This is a genomic window from Enterobacter genomosp. O (assembly GCF_001022965.1).
In the GTDB taxonomy this organism is placed as follows: Bacteria; Pseudomonadota; Gammaproteobacteria; order Enterobacterales; family Enterobacteriaceae; genus Enterobacter; species Enterobacter cloacae_L.
Window position 1 is genome coordinate 618,574 of sequence record NZ_LECZ01000026.1, and the last position, 17,044, is coordinate 635,617.

The window sequence follows — 17,044 nt, forward strand, 5'->3', positions numbered from 1 at the left end:
TAATTCCAGGGTACCAGTTAAGCAAAAATTTCCGCGAGATGCTTGCGATATTCTGCGATATAGCTCGGGACATCAGGCATTTTAATCACGTCGTTGACAATAAAGGTCGGCAGCGGATCCATGCCCAGGAACTGGTTAGCCTTGTGGAACGGCAGGTACGCGCCGTCAACGCCCACGCCTTCGAAGAACTGATCTTTCTCTGTGAACGCTTCCATCGGCGCGTTCCAGGTCAGGGACAGCATGTATTTTTTGCCCTGAATCAGGCCGCCGGAACCATATTTTTTAGAGGCATCGGAGCGGGTACGGCCGTCGCTGGCATACAGTGAGCCGTGGCCTTCGGTGAACACGTCGTCCATGTATTTTTTCACGGTCCACGGCGCACCCATCCACCAGCCCGGCATCTGCCAGATCACTACGTCGGCCCACAGGAAGTTCTGCACTTCGGCCTTCACGTCGTAATTGCTGTCCGCGCGCACGACCTTAACATCATGCCCGGCGTCGCGCAGGAAACCGTCCGCGACCTCGGTCAGGGTGTCATTCAGCTGGCCTTTAGAGTGCGCGAATTCTTTTGCGCCATTGATAATCAGAATGTTGCTCATTATTTGTCCTCGGTGATGAGAGTATGGCGAGTATTCTACGCGCGAGGACGGTGCGGTAAAATAAGCAAAATGTGCAAAGTCTTTTGCGTTAAATGCAATAATCCCTTACCAGCCGACCTTCACTTCAAAGCCCCCTTCAGGCGCATTATTCAGCGAGACGTGCATCCCATGCAGGGCGGCAATGCGTCTGACGATAGATATCCCCAGCCCGCTGCCCGTGGCATCCTGGCCCGGCGGACGATAAAAGCGTTCGCCGATGCGCGCCAGCGCGTCGGGTGAAATACCGGGGCCGTTGTCGCGAACGGTAAAGCTGCGCGGATCCAGCGTCACGTCCACCACGCTGCCGCGCGGGCTGTAGCGAATCGCGTTATCCAGCAGGTTGCGCACCAGCAGGCTCAGGAGCAGCTGCTGGCCCGTGCGCGTAACCTCTGGCGCATGGATGTTCAGGCGAATATCAATGCCTGCCTGCCGGGCCGGATGCCAGATATCCAGCACGGCCGACTGCAGTAAATCGGCCAGGGTAATCGGTTCGACATCGTCGAGATTATCCAGCGAGTCCAGACGCGACAGCGTGAGGAGCTGATCCACCAGCCGGGAGGCGCGGTCAATACCCGCATGCAGCTGCATCAGCGCTTTTTCCCGCGCCTGCGGATCGTCCTGGGAAAGCTGCGCCACGTCGGTTTGCACCTTCAGGGCCGCCAGCGGGCTGCGCAATTCGTGGGCGGCATCGGAGGTAAAGCGGCGCTCGCGGGTCATCATCTCCTGAGTGCGCGCGAAGAGATGATTCAGCGCGTCGAGCAGGGGACGCACTTCGGTTGGTACGCCCTCCGTCGGCAGTTTATCGGTGGCATCCGGTGAACGAGAACGCAACGTCTGCGCCAGCTTTTTCAGCGGCTTCAGCTCGCGGCTTAACAGGACGATTAGCAACAGCAGCATCACGGGCAGCGCCACCAGCCACGGCGTGAGCTGCGAGCTGACCACGTCCAGCGCCATATCCTGCCGATACTCCCACTCCTGGCCGACCACCACGCGGTACTTCCCGTCAGGCGACGTCAGCCATAAGAAACGCCATTCGTCGTTGTCGTCCTGCAGCTGCCCATTATCGAACCCGTCGCGGCGATAGTGGTACGGAATATCGCGGCCGTTTTCACCGTCGTTGAGGATCATTTTGCCGTCGACGGTGTAGATGGCGAACGCCAGCGCGTCGTCGTCCAGGTGTCCGTGTTTGGCTTTCTTGGGCACTTCGCGCATGCGTTCAGGCGCGCGAAGCTCGTCGAGATCCATCGTCAGCAGCCGTTTGGCAAACAGCATCTGCTGGGTATCAAAGAGCTTGTCGAGCTTATGCGTCGTTTGCTGCCAGGCGACCAGGCTGGCGGCAAACCAGGCCGCAAGCGACAGCAGCAGGAAGAGAATCGTCAGGCGAAGTTTCAGGCTCAGCTTCATGCGTCACCCAGGGTATAGCCGATGCCGTGCACGGTGCGGATAAACTCGCTGCCAAGCTTGCGGCGCAGATGATGGACGTGAACCTCGATGGCGTTGCTGGAGACGTCATCGTCCCAGGTATAGAGTTTTTCCTCGATAAGCTTTCGCGGCAGCACCCGGCCCGCGTTACGCATTAACAGCTCAAGCAGCGCGAACTCTTTGGGCTTTAGCGTCAGGGGAGCGCCGTCCAGCGTGGCGACGAGGCGGGTCGGATCGAGCGTAACCTTACCGTGGCGTAGCGCGCTGCACGCCTGGCCGTGGCTGCGACGGACCAGCGCTTCGAGGCGAGCCCCCACTTCAATCAGCGCGAACGGCTTACAGAGATAATCATCCGCGCCCAGGCGCAGCCCTTCGACGCGCTGATTCAGCGCATCCCGCGCGGTCAGGATCAGTACCGGCTCGCTGCGCCCGCTTTCGCGCCACGCGCGCAGGATCTCAAGCCCGTCGACTTCCGGCAGCGTCAGATCCAGCACCACGGCATCATAGGGCGCGCTATACAGTGCGGCCTGACCGGTTTTTCCATCGGTAAACCAGTCCACGCTAAAGCCCATTTTGCCTAATCCCGTCTTAATACCGTCGCCGATTAAGGTGTCGTCTTCTACCAGTAAAATGCGCATGTTCCCTCCGTGATGCCGCCAGTAAACCCTCTGTAAGCGCCTGCTGTACAGTAAAAATAAATAAATTTTTCCCTTAAGAAGTTGTTAAGGATTACCCTGTTAAATGGTTTGCGAAACCAGATTAAAGGGAGAGTTAATATGAAAAAATTCGCTGCTATTGCCGCCATCATGATGATGACCACTGCCCCCGTTTTTGCCGCGCAGGGCGGATTTAACGGCCCGTCTGCCGCGCCAACCCAGACCCAAACGCAGGCAGGCGGTTTTGTCGATAATGATGCGAACCTCACCACCGCGGTGAAGGTGAAAGAGATGAAGGACGATAGCTGGGTGAAGCTGCGCGGGAACATCACCCAGCGCCTGTCCGACGACCGCTACACCTTCCGCGATGAGACCGGCACGGTAAACGTCGAGATTGACCACAAGCGCTGGAACGGCGTGACCGTTACCCCGCAGGATAAAGTGGAAATCCAGGGCAAGGTCGATAAAGAGTGGAACGATTTTGAAATCGACGTGAAGCAGGTTATTAAGCTGAACAAATAACCCGGAAAGGGCCGCATAAGCGGCCCTTTTTCTTTGTGACTCAACTCGCCAGATAGGGTAGTATCTGCGGCAATATTGCCTGAAACCCATCGGTTTCTGAGTTGAGGAATCACACGTAATGAGCGATATGGCAGAGCGCCTCGCGCTACATGAATTCACGGAAAACGCCTACCTGAACTACTCCATGTACGTCATCATGGACAGGGCGTTGCCGTTTATCGGGGATGGCCTGAAGCCCGTTCAGCGCCGCATCGTCTATGCGATGTCCGAGCTGGGGCTGAACGCCACCGCCAAGTTTAAGAAATCCGCACGTACCGTCGGTGACGTGCTGGGTAAATACCATCCGCACGGCGACAGCGCCTGTTATGAAGCGATGGTGCTGATGGCCCAGCCGTTCTCTTACCGCTATCCGCTGGTGGATGGGCAGGGGAACTGGGGGGCACCGGACGATCCGAAATCCTTCGCGGCGATGCGTTATACCGAATCCCGCCTGTCAAAATATGCCGAAGTGCTGCTGGGCGAGCTGGGACAGGGAACCGTTGACTGGGTACCTAACTTCGACGGTACGATGCAAGAGCCGAAGATGCTGCCTGCGCGTCTGCCGAACATCCTGCTGAACGGCACCACCGGTATCGCGGTCGGTATGGCGACGGACATTCCGCCGCACAACCTGCGTGAAGTGGCGAAAGCCGCCATCACCCTGATCGAACAGCCGAAAACCTCGCTGGACGAGCTGCTGGATATCGTGCAGGGGCCGGATTACCCGACCGAAGCCGAAATCATCACCTCGCGTGCGGAAATCCGCAAAATCTACCAAAACGGTCGCGGCTCCGTGCGCATGCGCGCGGTGTGGAATAAAGAAGACGGTGCCGTGGTGATCACCGCGCTGCCGCATCAGGTCTCCGGCGCGAAAGTGCTGGAGCAGATCGCCGCCCAGATGCGCAATAAAAAGCTGCCGATGGTGGACGACCTGCGCGACGAATCCGACCACGAGAACCCGACCCGTCTGGTGATCGTGCCGCGCTCTAACCGCGTGGATATGGAGCAGGTGATGAACCATCTGTTCGCCACCACCGATCTGGAAAAAAGCTACCGCATTAACCTGAACATGATCGGCCTCGACGGTCGCCCGGCGGTGAAAAACCTGCTGGAGATCCTCAGCGAATGGCTGACGTTCCGCCGCGATACGGTACGCCGCCGTCTGAACCACCGTCTGGAGAAAGTGCTTAAGCGCCTGCATATCCTCGAAGGTTTGCTGGTGGCGTTCCTCAATATCGACGAAGTGATTGAGATCATCCGCACCGAGGACGAACCGAAGCCCGCGCTGATGTCTCGCTTTGGTATCAGCGAAACCCAGGCCGAAGCGATCCTCGAACTGAAGCTGCGCCATCTCGCCAAACTGGAAGAGATGAAAATCCGCGGCGAGCAGAACGAGCTGGAAAAAGAGCGCGATCAGCTGCAGGCGATCCTCGCGTCCGAGCGCAAGATGAACACCCTGCTGAAGAAAGAGCTGCAGGCCGATGCTGACGCATTTGGCGATGACCGTCGCTCTCCGCTGCACGAGCGCGAAGAAGCGAAGGCGATGAACGAACACGACATGCAGCCGTCCGAGCCGGTGACCATTGTCCTGTCTCAGAGCGGCTGGGTGCGCAGCGCCAAGGGTCATGATATCGACGCGCCGGGGCTCAGCTACAAGGCGGGCGACAGCTTCAAAGCGGCGGTGAAGGGCAAGAGCAACCAGCCGGTGGCGTTTATCGACTCCACCGGTCGCAGCTACGCCATCGACCCGATCACGCTGCCTTCCGCGCGCGGTCAGGGCGAGCCGCTCACCGGTAAGCTGACGCTGCCGCCGGGCGCGACGGTTGACCATATGCTGATGGAAGCCGATGACCAGAAGCTGCTCCTGGCGTCTGATGCGGGGTACGGTTTTATCTGTACCTTCAACGATCTCGTCTCTCGTAACCGTGCCGGTAAGGCGCTGATCAGCCTGCCGGACAACGCTCACGTGATGGCGCCGCTGGTGATCGAGAACGAAAGCGACATGCTGCTGGCGATCACCACCGCCGGACGTATGCTGATGTTCCCGGTAAGCGATCTGCCGGAGCTGTCAAAAGGCAAGGGCAACAAGATCATCAACATCCCGTCGGCGGAAGCCGCGAAAGGCGAAGATGGCCTGGCGCACCTCTTCCTTCTGCCGCCGCAGAGCACGCTGACCATTCATGTCGGCAAGCGTAAAATCAAACTTCGCCCGGAAGAGTTGCAGAAGGTGGTGGGTGAGCGCGGTCGCCGTGGCTCGCTGATGCGCGGTCTGCAGCGTATTGACCGCGTGGAGATTGACTCTCCTGCACGCAGCACCGCGGGTGACAGCGAAGAGTAATGTCGTGATACCCCCCTCCGTCCGGAGGGGGAATTCAGTAAAATTTCCCGTAAAATCGTTGTTAATTCGTGCGTTGCGATTAACAATACGCGCTCGTAATAAAGTCCTTACCTGGCCACAGGTGAAGTATAATTGTCAGCTGTTGGGGCTTCAGAGGTCGCTATGCTATACATTGTTCGTCTCATTCTTACCGTTATCTACTGCATTCTGGTCTGTATTTTCGGCTGCATCTATTGCCTGTTCAGCCCGCGTAATCCGAAGCATGTTGCCACCTTTGGCCATATGTTCGGTCGCCTGGCACCGCTGTTTGGTCTGAAGGTTGAAAAACGTCTGCCTGAAGGGGCTGAGAATTTCGGCAACGCCATCTATATCGCTAACCATCAGAACAACTACGATATGGTGACCGCCGCAAACATCGTTTTACCACCGACCGTGACGGTGGGGAAAAAGAGCCTGCTGTGGATCCCGTTTTTCGGTCAGCTGTACTGGTTGACCGGTAACCTGCTGATCGACCGCAATAATCGTGCGAAAGCGCACAGCACCATCGCCGAAGTGGTGAATCATTTTAAGAAGCGCAAAATCTCTATCTGGATGTTTCCGGAAGGGACGCGCAGCCGTGGGCGTGGCCTGCTGCCGTTTAAAACCGGTGCGTTCCATGCCGCAATTGCGGCGGGCGTTCCAATTATTCCCGTGTGCGTTTCCAATACATCGAATAAGATTAATCTTAACCGCCTGAATAACGGGCTGGTGATTGTCGAAATGCTGCCACCCGTCGATACCAGCAAATACGGTAAAGACCAGGTGCGCGAGCTGGCAGCACACTGCCGTGAGCTGATGGCTCAGCATATTGCGCAGCTCGATAAAGAAGTCGCAGAGAGAGAAGCCGCCGGTAAGATTTAATCCGGCGTTGAAGGGAAAACGAATTCCCGCGTTGTTAGTCGTTTCAGATGGAGCTTATATGTCACTCAGTCGGCGTCAGTTTATTCAGGCTTCGGGGATCGCCCTTTGTGCGGGTGCGATGCCGCTGACAGCCAGCGCCGCCGGGCAGCAGCAGCCGCTGCCCATTCCGCCGTTGATTGAATCCCGTCGTGGGCAGCCGCTATTCCTGACCCTGCAGCGTAGCCACTGGTCTTTTACCCAGGGCACGCGTGCGTCTATCTGGGGCATTAACGGGCGCTACCTTGGGCCGACCATCCGCGTGTGGAATGGCGATGACGTTAAGCTCATCTACAGTAACCGTACCGCTGAAAATGTCGCCATGACCGTCAGCGGCTTACAGGTTCCTGGCCCGTTGATGGGCGGTGCCCCGCGCATGATGTCACCTAATGCTGACTGGGCGCCCGTGCTGCCAATCCGCCAGAGTGCGGCCACGCTGTGGTATCACGCTAACACCCCTAACCGCACCGCTCAGCAGGTCTATAACGGCCTTGCCGGAATGTGGCTTATTGAGGATGAGGTCAGTAAAGCTCTGCCGATCCCGAACCACTACGGCGTGGACGACTTCCCGATTATTATCCAGGACAAACGGCTGGATAATTTTGGTACGCCGGAATACAGCGAGCCGGGCAGCGGTGGCTTTGTTGGCGATACGCTGCTGGTCAACGGTGCACAAAGCCCCTACGTTGAGGTCTCGCGTGGTTGGGTGCGCCTGCGCTTGCTTAACGCCTCTAACTCGCGCCGCTATCAGCTCCAGATGAGCGATGGCCGCCCGCTGCACGTGATCTCCGGCGACCAGGGCTTTTTACCGGCGCCGGTGTCCGTCAAACAGCTGGCGCTCTCGCCGGGCGAACGTCGTGAAATTCTCATTGATATGACCAACGGGGATGAAGTGTCTTTGACCTGCGGCGAGGCGGCCAGCATTGTGGATCGCATCCGCGGGTTCTTTGAACCGTCGAGCATTCTTGTTTCCACGCTGGTGCTGACCCTGCGCCCGACCGGTCTGCTGCCGCTGGTAACCGATAGCCTGCCCATGCGCCTGCTGCCGCAGGAGATCATGAGCGGCTCGCCGGTGCGCAGCCGTGATATCAGCCTGGGCGACGATCCGGGCATCAACGGCGCGCTGTGGGACGTTAACCGTATCGATATTACCGCGCAGCAGGGGACCTGGGAGCGCTGGACGGTTCGCTCGGATATGCCGCAGTCGTTCCATATTGAAGGGGTGTCATTCCTGATCCGCAACGTCAATGGCGCAATGCCGTTCCCGGAAGATCGCGGCTGGAAGGATACCGTCTGGGTGGATGGCCAGGTCGAACTGCTCGTCTACTATGGTCAGCCTTCGTGGCCGCACTTCCCGTTCCTGTTCCACAGCCAGACGCTGGAGATGATGGACAGGGGCTCCGTGGGGCAGATGCTGGTGAATCCAGCGCCGTAAAGTTTTTTTCTCCCTCTCCCTGTGGGAGAGGGTTGGGGTGAGGGGACAACACCCCGCATAATACCCCTTCATTTCCCGCAATGATCCAGCGTATAATCCCCGCCCTTTTGTCTATTTTTTCTTCGGAAGCATTATGAGCGCAATTTCCCTGATCCAGCCGGATCGTGACCTCTTCTCCTGGCCCCAGTACTGGGCGGCCTGCTTTGGACCGGCACCGTTCCTGCCGATGTCCCGGGAAGAGATGGACCAACTGGGCTGGGACAGCTGCGACATCATTCTGGTCACGGGCGATGCCTACGTTGACCATCCGAGCTTCGGGATGGCCATCTGTGGCCGTATGCTTGAAGCGCAGGGCTTCCGCGTGGGGATCATCTCCCAGCCTGACTGGAACAGCAAAGACGACTTTATGCGTCTGGGTAAACCGAACCTGTTCTTCGGTGTCACCGCAGGCAACATGGACTCGATGATCAACCGCTACACCGCCGACCGTAAGCTGCGCCATGACGATGCCTACACGCCGGATAACGTGGCGGGTAAACGCCCCGACCGCGCCACCCTGGTGTATACCCAGCGCTGTAAAGAAGCCTGGAAAGACGTGCCGGTGATCCTGGGCGGCATCGAGGCGAGCCTGCGCCGCACCGCGCACTACGACTACTGGTCAGATACCGTTCGCCGCTCGGTGCTGGTGGATTCCAAAGCCGACATGCTGATTTACGGTAACGGCGAGCGTCCGCTGGTGGAAGTGGCGCACCGTCTGTCTCAGGGTGAACCGGTGAGCAGCATCCGCGACGTGCGCAATACCGCCATCATGGTGAAAGAGGCGCTGCCGGGCTGGAGCGGGGTGGATTCCCGCATCATCGATATGCCGGGCAAAATCGACCCGATCCCGCACCCGTACGGCGAAGATCTGCCGTGTGCCGATAACAAGCCGGTTGAACCGAAAAAAGCGGAAGCGAAGGCTATCGTTGTGCAGCCGCCGCGCCCGAAGCCGTGGGAAAAGACCTACGTGCTGCTGCCGTCCTACGAGAAGGTGAAAGTCGACAAGGTGCTCTACGCGCATGCGTCCCGTATTCTGCACCATGAAACCAACCCGGGCTGTGCCCGCGCGTTGATGCAGAAGCACGGCGAGCGCTTTATCTGGATCAACCCGCCGGCGATCCCGCTTTCCACCGAAGAGATGGACAGCGTCTTTGCGCTGCCGTACAAGCGCGTGCCGCACCCGGCGTACGGTAACGCCCGTATCCCGGCGTATGAGATGATCCGCTTCTCGATCAACATCATGCGCGGCTGCTTCGGCGGGTGCTCTTTCTGCTCCATTACCGAGCACGAAGGACGCATTATCCAGAGCCGCTCTGAAGATTCGATCATCAACGAGATCGAAGCGATTCGCGACTCGGTGCCGGGCTTTACCGGCGTGATTTCCGACCTCGGCGGTCCAACCGCGAACATGTACATGCTGCGCTGTAAGTCGCCGCGCGCGGAGCAAACCTGCCGTCGCCTCTCCTGCGTCTATCCGAGCATTTGCGAGCATATGGACACAAACCACGAGCCGACGATCAACCTCTACCGCCGCGCGCGTGACCTGAAGGGCATCAAGAAGATCCTGATCGCCTCCGGGGTACGTTACGACATCGCCGTGGAAGATCCGCGCTATATCAAAGAGCTGGCGACGCACCACGTTGGCGGCTATCTGAAGATTGCGCCGGAGCACACCGAAGAAGGCCCGCTGTCGAAGATGATGAAGCCGGGCATGGGCAGCTATGACCGCTTTAAAGAGCTGTTCGATACCTACTCGAAGCAGGCGGGCAAAGAGCAGTATCTGATCCCGTACTTCATCTCCGCGCACCCGGGCACGCGCGACGAGGACATGGTGAACCTGGCGCTGTGGCTGAAGCAGCGTCGCTTCCGTCTGGATCAGGTACAGAACTTCTATCCGTCACCGCTCGCCAACTCGACGACCATGTATTACACCGGCAAGAACCCGCTGAGCAAGATTGGCTATAAGAGTGAAGAGGTGGTGGTACCGAAAGGGGATAAACAGCGCCGTCTGCACAAGGCGCTGCTGCGTTATCACGATCCGAAAAACTGGCCGCTGATCCGTCAGGCGCTGGAAGAGATGGGTAAAAAACACCTGATCGGCTCGCGCCGCGACTGCCTGGTTCCAGCCCCGACGCTGGATGAGATGCGCGAAGCGCGTCGCCAGAATCGCAATACGCGCCCGGCGCTGACCAAGCACACACCAATTGTGCATCAGCGTTCGAACGGTAATTCCAGTGTGAAGAAACCTGTGAAGCGCAAAGCGTAAAAGAAAACCCCGGCAAGCCGGGGTTTTTTGTAGGCCGGGTAAGGCGCAGCCGCCACCCGGCTTTTTATTACCCGCCAAACTGATCCGGATCCGGCCCTAAACGCTTGCTCTTATCCAGCTTCGCAATTTCACCCAGCTCATCTTTGTCCAGGCGGAAATCCCAGACGTCGAAGTTCTCGGCGATGCGCGACGGCGTGACCGATTTCGGGATCACCACCAGGCCGTTGTCCAGGTGCCAGCGAATGACAATTTGCGCTGGCGTCTTGCCGTATTTATCCGCCAGGTCGCGGATAATCTTCTGATCGAACACCCCTTCGCCGCCCTGGGCCAGCGGGCTCCAGGATTCGGTCTGGATCTTATGCGTGGCATTCCAGGCGTGGAGCTGGCGCTGCTGCATCAGCGGGTGCAGTTCAATCTGGTTAATCACAGGCGCGACGCCCGTCTCGTCAATCAGGCGCTGCAGGTGATGAACCTGGAAGTTGCAGACGCCGATACTTTTCACCAGGCCTTCTTTCTGCAGGTCAATCATCCCTTTCCAGGCATCAACGTAGTGGTCGATGGCGGGAACCGGCCAGTGCATCAGATACAGGTCAACGAAATCGAGCTGGAGTTTCTCCAGGCTTTCCTGCAGAGCTTCGCGGGGGCGTTTTTGATCGTCGTTCCAGAGCTTTGTGGTGATGAATAGCTCATCGCGGGAAACGCCGGCGCTGGCCAGGGCATTGCCTACGCCGTCCTCGTTTTTGTACGCGGCGGCGGTATCAATTGACCGATAGCCGACTTCCAGTGCTTTATGAATGGCGGAGACGACCTCGTCGTTACCGGCTTTCCATACACCTAGCCCCAGCTGGGGCATCACGTTGCCGTCCTGCAGCTTGATTACGGTTTGGTTTGCCATTTTTCCTCCTTCAGGTACGCATCGCCGGAGGGGGACTCCGGCGATGGGGTGTGCATTAAGTCTGGACGAAATGTCAAAAAACGAAAGTCGGAAGGACAAAAACGCTTAGCGCGCCGCTTCGTAGATGCGACGGCTCACGTCCAGCGTGATGTCCCCGTGCTCGCCCAGCTGGGTCATGCCGTGCTCTTCGAGTTTCGCCAGCAGGGCAGGGATGGAGCTGCCGTCCAGACCGTAGCCGGACAGACGCGTTGGCACGCCCAGGCCTTCAAAGAAGCTGCGGGTCGCTTCGATTGCCGCGTCAATACGCGCATCGTCAGAACCCTCGGTGATGTTCCACACGCGCTCGGCGTACTGCAGCAGTTTGGCACGTTTGGTATCGCGTTTTTCGTTCCACAGCGCAGGCAGAACAACGGCCAGCGTCTGCGCATGGTCCAGACCGTGCATTGCCGTCAGCTCGTGGCCCAGCATGTGGGTTGCCCAGTCCTGCGGCACGCCAGCCCCGATCAGGCCGTTCAGCGCCTGCGTTGCGGCCCACATCACGTTGGCGCGAACGTCATAGTTTTCCGGCTCTTTCAGCGCTTTCGGGCCGTCTTCGACCAGCGTCAGCAGAATGCCTTCCGCGAAACGGTCCTGAATTTTGGCATCAACCGGGTAGGTGACGTATTGCTCAACGGTATGCACAAAGGCATCGACCACGCCGTTCGCCACCTGACGCGCAGGCAGAGTGTAGGTGTAAACCGGGTCCAGGATGGCGAACACGGGCTGAACGTGTTCGTTCATAAAGGCCTGCTTATCACCGGTGGTTTTGCGGGAGATAACGGCACCTTTGTTGGATTCAGAACCGGTGGCCGGAAGGGTCAGCACGGAGCCCATCGGGATCGCGCTTTTAATCTCGCTGCCGCGGGTTTCCAGAATGTGCCATGGGTCAACGCCGTCAGCGTAGTGGGCTGCCGCGGCGATGAACTTGGTGCCGTCCAGCACGGAACCGCCGCCGACGGCGAGCAGGAAGGTGATCTTCTCTTCGCGGGCGATTTTCACCGCGTTCATCAGCGTTTCGTAAGACGGGTTTGGCTCGATGCCGCCGAACTCACGCACGTCCAGACCGTCCAGGGCGCTGTAAACCTGGTCCAGCACGCCGGTTTTTTTCACGCTGCCGCCGCCGTAGGTGATGAGAACACGGGCGTCAGCAGGGATCTGCGCGCGCAGGTCAGCGATAGCGTCTTTACCAAACAGAATGCGGGTTGGGGTGTGAAGGTTAAAGTTATTCATTGCTCGTTCCCTTTAGTGGGTGAAAAATCGTGGTGGCGCAGAGGGCAACCTGATGCTGCACATTGTGGCCGTCCGGGGATATCCTCTCAATGCACATTCCTGCCGATGTCTTGCCCATTTCTACAGAGCGCTGGAGAAAGCGCGGAAAACGACGCACACTGTCAGCGTCGGAAACCGTACCCGGAGTAACGTAAAATGAATCGTGACGCTATCTGCCAGCAGCTCACTGCGCAGATTAAAAGACTGATAGATAACGAAAAAGGTGTCAGCGAACTGCTGCCGGATATTCGCCTGCTGTACGGCACGCAGCCCGGGACGCGCACGCCGGTGATGTACCAGCCGGGCATCGTTTTTCTCTTTTCAGGCCATAAAATTGGCTATATCAACGAGCGCGTCTTCCGGTACGACACCAATGAATATCTGCTCCTGACAGTACCTTTACCCTTTGAATGTGAAACTTTCGCGACAGAGGCGGTTCCGCTGGCGGGGATCCGCGTCAATGTTGATATCCTTCAGCTGCAGGAGCTGCTGATGGAGATTGGCGAAGACGAGCTCTTCCAGCCGTCAATGGCGTCGAGCGGGATTAACTCCGCAACGTTATCGGAAGAGATCCTTTGCGCCATTGAGCGTCTGCTGGACGTTATGGAAAGGCCGCTGGATGCGCGTATTTTGGGCAAGCAGATTATCCGCGAAATCCTCTACCACGTGCTGCTGGGGCCCGGCGGTGGGGCGTTACTCGCCCTGGTGAGCCGACAGACCCACTTTAGCCTGATAAGCCGCGTGCTCAAGCGTATTGAAAGCCAGTACACGGAAAACCTCAGCGTCGACCAGCTGGCCGCGGAAGCGAACATGAGCGTCTCGGCGTTTCACCATAATTTTAAATCGGTGACCAGCACCTCGCCGCTGCAATACCTTAAAACCTACCGGCTGCATAAGGCGCGAATGCTGATGATCCACGATGGCATGAAGGCCAGCGCGGCGGCGATGCGGGTGGGTTATGAAAGTGCGTCGCAGTTTAGTCGGGAATTTAAGCGCTACTTCGGCGTCACGCCGGGGGAAGATGCGTCACGTATAAGAACCATGCAGGGAGCCTGACGGAGAACGTAGGCCGGGTAAGCGCAGCGCCACCCGGCAATGACCTCACGCGCTGCAATATTTCTTCTTAATCACCACCGCAATAGTCCCCACCAGTCCCGCGACCAGCAGGAACATCGGCAGCACCATCAGAAAGGTCATCACCTGATCTTCATGGTGTTTCACAAAGGGGATCATATTCAGCGCGTAGCCGAGCGTGGTGACCACGCCCACCCACAGCAGAGCGCTCAGCCAGTTGAAGAACTGGAAGCGACGGTTCGACAGGCCGGAAATGCCCGCCATGGTGGGCAGAAGGGTGCGAACAAACGCCAGGAAACGCCCCGCCAGCAGCGCCAGCAGGCCGTGGCGATCGAACATGCAGGTCGCACGCTGATGATATTTATGCGGTAACTGCGCAAGCCAGCTTTTTACCACGCGCGTATTCCCCAGCCAGCGGCCCTGGAGATAGCTCAGCCAGCAGCCCAGGCTGGCTGCGGAGGTGAGGATAATCATCGTTGAAGTGAAGTCCATGACGCCTTTGCCGATTAACGCACCGGCAAGTAAAAGCAGGCTGTCACCGGGTAAAAACGAGGCTGGCAGTAATCCGTTTTCCAGAAACAGGGTTGCGAACATCACGAAATAGACGATACCGACGACGTGAGGATCCGCCAGCGCGGCAAAGTCGTGTTGCCAGAGCGCCGCGATAATATCTTGAATTACAGCCATGGACTTTCCTGTGGAACAACAGATATAGAACTATTGTACTCCCTTATTCGCCCGTCGGGTTTGATCCCGGGCGCAACTCATGCAGACTTTTCTGCTTGCAGTGTCCACAAATGCGTCCAGGGAGTACATTTTCAGCCAGCACTCTACACGATACGCTCAAACCCTGCTGCTAAATCCGCAATTAAATCGTCCACATTTTCTAAACCAATATGCAGCCGGATCAGGGTGCCGCTGAAGTCCACTTCACCGCCGGGGCGCAGGGCCGCGACCTGTTCCGGCTGGTTAGGCAGGATCAGGGATTCAAAACCGCCCCAGGAGTAGGCCATGCTGAAGAGGGTAAAATTATCCAGATAGCTTGCCAGCTCGTCGTTATTCAGCCGTTTTTTCAGCACGAACGAGAACAGACCGCTGCTACCTGTAAAGTCACGCTGCCAGAATTCATGACCTTTACTGCCGGGCAGCGCGGGATGATTCACGCGCTCAACCAGCGGGTGCTGCGCAAGCCATTCGGCCACCTTCAGGCTGCTTTCATGGTGCTGACGCAGGCGAACCCCCAGCGTGCGGAGTCCGCGGCTGGTCATATACGCCGTGTCTGCATCCACCATCTGGCCCATCAGGTAGGCATTTTCACGCAGCTGGTCCCAGCAGCGCGCTTTGGAGACCGCGGTTCCAATCATGCCGTCAGAGTGGCCAATCAGGTATTTCGTCGCCGCCTGGATGGAGATATCGATGTCGAACTCCAGCGCTTTAAACAGCACGCCTGCCGCCCAGGTGTTGTCGATCATGACGATTGCCTCTGGCACTTTGCTGCGCACGGCTTTCACGATAGCCGGCACGTCGTGGACTTCCATGGTGAGCGATCCCGGAGATTCCAGGAACACAATGCGCGTGTTTGGCTGAATAAGTTCGGCAATGCCTTCGCCAATCAGCGGGTCGAACCAGCCGGTCGTGACGCCGAGCTTGCTGAGGATTTTAGTACAGAAGTCCTGGCTGGGTTCATAGGCGGTGTTGGTCATCAGGATATGGTCGCCCTGTTCCACGAACGCCAGAATGGTGTTGGCCACCGCAGCCGCCCCGCACGGGAACAGCGCGCAGCCTGCGCCGCCTTCCAGCTCGCACATCGCTTCCTGCAGGGAAAAATGGGTTAGCGTGCCGCGACGGCCATAAAACAGCCCGCCTTTAGCGCGATTGCGCGTGGCGTTTTTTTTCTCCTCAACGGTGTCAAACACCAGCGAGGAGGCGCGTTGAATCACGCTGTTGACCGATCCCTGAGTGTATTTTTTGCTGCGTCCAGCCTGTACCAGCGTGGTATCAAGATGCTTTTTTGTCATGTTCGCTAACCCTGTTTTTATACGTCTGGACGTCCAGACTACCACGATTAGAAAAAACTGCACCCGCAGGCTTATCGAATAAGCAGAAAATTTCAGCAAAAAAACGCATAAGAAATTTTTACTGCGTAAGCGCAAGGAAAGTGAACGAAAATTGCGGCACCATGTAAATACTAATGAGAACGACTATCAATTCGACGACGTTTTGATATTATTACGGTCAGATTTTGTGATTTGCGTCCTGGAGATACAGAGTGGGTAATAATTTGATGCAGACGGATCTCTCCGTTTGGGGCATGTATCAGCATGCTGACATCGTGGTTAAGATTGTGATGATCGGCCTGATTCTGGCGTCCGTTGTCACCTGGGCTATTTTCTTCAGCAAGAGCGCCGAGCTGCTTTCGCAGAAGCGTCGCCTCAAGCGGGAACAATTGCAGCTGGCTGAAGCCCGCTCTCTGGATCAGGCTTCGGACATGACCTCATCCTTCCACGCGAAAAGCCTGACCACCCTGTTAGTGAATGAAGCACAGAACGAGCTGGAACTCTCCGCAGGCAGTGAAGATAACGAAGGCATCAAAGAACGTACCGGTTTCCGCCTGGAGCGTCGCGTTGCGGCCGTTGGCCGACACATGGGGCGCGGCAATGGTTATCTGGCGACCATTGGTGCAATCTCACCGTTTATCGGTCTTTTCGGTACGGTCTGGGGCATCATGAACAGCTTTATCGGTATCGCGCAGACCCAAACCACCAACCTGGCGGTTGTGGCGCCGGGCATCGCAGAAGCGCTGCTGGCGACGGCAATCGGTCTGGTCGCCGCTATCCCGGCGGTGGTTATCTACAACATTTTCGCACGCATGATTGGCAGCTACAAAGCCACCCTCGGTGACGTTGCCGCACAGGTTCTGCTGCTGCAAAGCCGCGATCTGGACCTGAATGCCAGCTCGGTTAAGCCGGTGCATGCGGCGTCTAAACTGCGCGCAGGTTGATACGATGGCGATGCGTCTAAACGAAAATCTGGACGATAACGGCGAAATGCATGAAATCAACGTGACGCCGTTTATCGACGTCATGCTGGTTCTGCTGATTATCTTCATGGTGGCTGCGCCGCTGGCGACGGTCGACGTGAAGGTAAACCTGCCGGCCTCATCCAGCCAGCCACAGCCGCGCCCGGAGAAGCCTGTCTACCTGTCAGTGAAGGCGGACAAATCCATGTTCCTCGGGAACGACCCCGTGACGGCGGACTCGGTCATCCCGGCGCTGGAGCAGCTTACTGGCGGTAAGAAAGACACCACGGTCTTCTTCCGTGCGGATAAAACCGTTGATTACGAAACCATGATGAAAGTAATGGACACGCTGCATCAGGCGGGATACCTGAAGATTGGGCTGGTCGGCGAAGAGAAAGCGGCCGCGAAATGATATTGCTATCGTAGCGGAATGTAGACCGGGTAAGCGCAGCGCCAC

General features: G+C 57.7%; 15 protein-coding genes. 8 read left to right on the top strand and 7 right to left on the bottom strand.

What is annotated here, in order from left to right; genetic code table 11:
* Positions 1 to 17: 17 nt before the first annotated feature.
* From ABR39_RS16755 to qseB, 3 genes are all read right to left on the bottom strand, one after another.
* Positions 18 to 599: an NAD(P)H-dependent oxidoreductase gene (locus ABR39_RS16755; RefSeq protein ID WP_047347835.1), complete on the bottom strand. Its 582-nt coding sequence runs from the start codon at positions 597 to 599 to the stop codon at positions 18 to 20.
* Between the two features lie 105 nt (positions 600 to 704).
* Positions 705 to 2,042: a quorum sensing histidine kinase QseC gene (gene qseC / locus ABR39_RS16760; RefSeq protein ID WP_047347836.1), complete on the bottom strand. Its 1,338-nt coding sequence runs from the start codon at positions 2,040 to 2,042 to the stop codon at positions 705 to 707.
* Positions 2,039 to 2,698: a quorum sensing response regulator transcription factor QseB gene (gene qseB / locus ABR39_RS16765; protein WP_047347837.1), complete on the bottom strand. Its 660-nt coding sequence runs from the start codon at positions 2,696 to 2,698 to the stop codon at positions 2,039 to 2,041. Before qseB ends, qseC begins: the two co-directional genes overlap by 4 nt.
* A 138-nt stretch (positions 2,699 to 2,836) precedes the next feature.
* Here qseB and ABR39_RS16770 point away from each other — a divergent pair, with 138 nt between their 5' ends.
* The 5 genes from ABR39_RS16770 to ABR39_RS16790 all read left to right on the top strand — a co-directional run bounded on the left by ABR39_RS16770 (position 2,837) and on the right by ABR39_RS16790 (position 10,291).
* Positions 2,837 to 3,238 carry a YgiW/YdeI family stress tolerance OB fold protein gene (locus tag ABR39_RS16770; RefSeq protein WP_047347838.1) on the top strand — a complete coding sequence of 134 codons (402 nt, stop codon included), beginning with the start codon at positions 2,837 to 2,839 and terminating at the stop codon, positions 3,236 to 3,238.
* 118 nt (positions 3,239 to 3,356) lie between these two features.
* The gene (gene parC / locus ABR39_RS16775) at positions 3,357 to 5,615 is read left to right on the top strand and encodes a DNA topoisomerase IV subunit A (protein ID WP_047347839.1); all 2,259 of its coding nucleotides are present in this window, start codon (positions 3,357 to 3,359) and stop codon (positions 5,613 to 5,615) included.
* Between the two features lie 162 nt (positions 5,616 to 5,777).
* A complete protein-coding gene (gene plsC, locus ABR39_RS16780; protein WP_029740707.1) occupies positions 5,778 to 6,515 on the top strand; it encodes a 1-acylglycerol-3-phosphate O-acyltransferase in 738 nt (245 codons plus the stop codon).
* 58 nt (positions 6,516 to 6,573) lie between these two features.
* Positions 6,574 to 7,986: a cell division protein FtsP gene (gene ftsP, locus ABR39_RS16785; protein WP_047347840.1), complete on the top strand. Its 1,413-nt coding sequence runs from the start codon at positions 6,574 to 6,576 to the stop codon at positions 7,984 to 7,986.
* Between the two features lie 133 nt (positions 7,987 to 8,119).
* Positions 8,120 to 10,291, top strand: coding sequence for a YgiQ family radical SAM protein (locus ABR39_RS16790; protein ID WP_047347841.1), 2,172 nt, complete (start codon positions 8,120 to 8,122; stop codon positions 10,289 to 10,291).
* A gap of 67 nt (positions 10,292 to 10,358) precedes the next feature.
* Here ABR39_RS16790 and dkgA read toward each other — a convergent pair whose 3' ends face one another.
* A complete protein-coding gene (gene dkgA, locus ABR39_RS16795) occupies positions 10,359 to 11,186 on the bottom strand; it encodes a 2,5-didehydrogluconate reductase DkgA (protein WP_047347842.1) in 828 nt (275 codons plus the stop codon).
* Between the two features lie 105 nt (positions 11,187 to 11,291).
* Entirely contained in the window at positions 11,292 to 12,455 is a 1,164-nt protein-coding gene (yqhD, locus tag ABR39_RS16800) for an alcohol dehydrogenase (RefSeq protein WP_047347843.1), read from the bottom strand.
* A 195-nt stretch (positions 12,456 to 12,650) separates the two neighbouring features.
* Here yqhD and ABR39_RS16805 point away from each other — a divergent pair, with 195 nt between their 5' ends.
* Positions 12,651 to 13,550, top strand: a complete 900-nt coding sequence (locus ABR39_RS16805; RefSeq protein WP_047347844.1) for an AraC family transcriptional regulator — start codon at positions 12,651 to 12,653, stop codon at positions 13,548 to 13,550.
* Between the two features lie 45 nt (positions 13,551 to 13,595).
* Here the strand turns inward: ABR39_RS16805 and yghB are convergent, their stop codons facing one another.
* Both yghB and metC read right to left on the bottom strand, forming a co-directional pair.
* Complete coding sequence (gene yghB / locus ABR39_RS16810; protein WP_047347845.1) at positions 13,596 to 14,255, bottom strand: DedA family general envelope maintenance protein YghB; 660 nt, start codon at positions 14,253 to 14,255, stop codon at positions 13,596 to 13,598.
* A 143-nt stretch (positions 14,256 to 14,398) separates the two neighbouring features.
* A complete protein-coding gene (gene metC / locus ABR39_RS16815; RefSeq protein ID WP_047347846.1) occupies positions 14,399 to 15,586 on the bottom strand; it encodes a cystathionine beta-lyase in 1,188 nt (395 codons plus the stop codon).
* 251 nt (positions 15,587 to 15,837) lie between these two features.
* Here metC and exbB point away from each other — a divergent pair, with 251 nt between their 5' ends.
* Both exbB and exbD read left to right on the top strand, forming a co-directional pair.
* Entirely contained in the window at positions 15,838 to 16,569 is a 732-nt protein-coding gene (exbB, locus tag ABR39_RS16820; RefSeq protein ID WP_047347847.1) for a tol-pal system-associated acyl-CoA thioesterase, read from the top strand.
* A 4-nt stretch (positions 16,570 to 16,573) separates the two neighbouring features.
* A complete protein-coding gene (gene exbD, locus ABR39_RS16825; RefSeq protein WP_047347848.1) occupies positions 16,574 to 16,999 on the top strand; it encodes a TonB system transport protein ExbD in 426 nt (141 codons plus the stop codon).
* Positions 17,000 to 17,044: the final 45 nt, after the last annotated feature.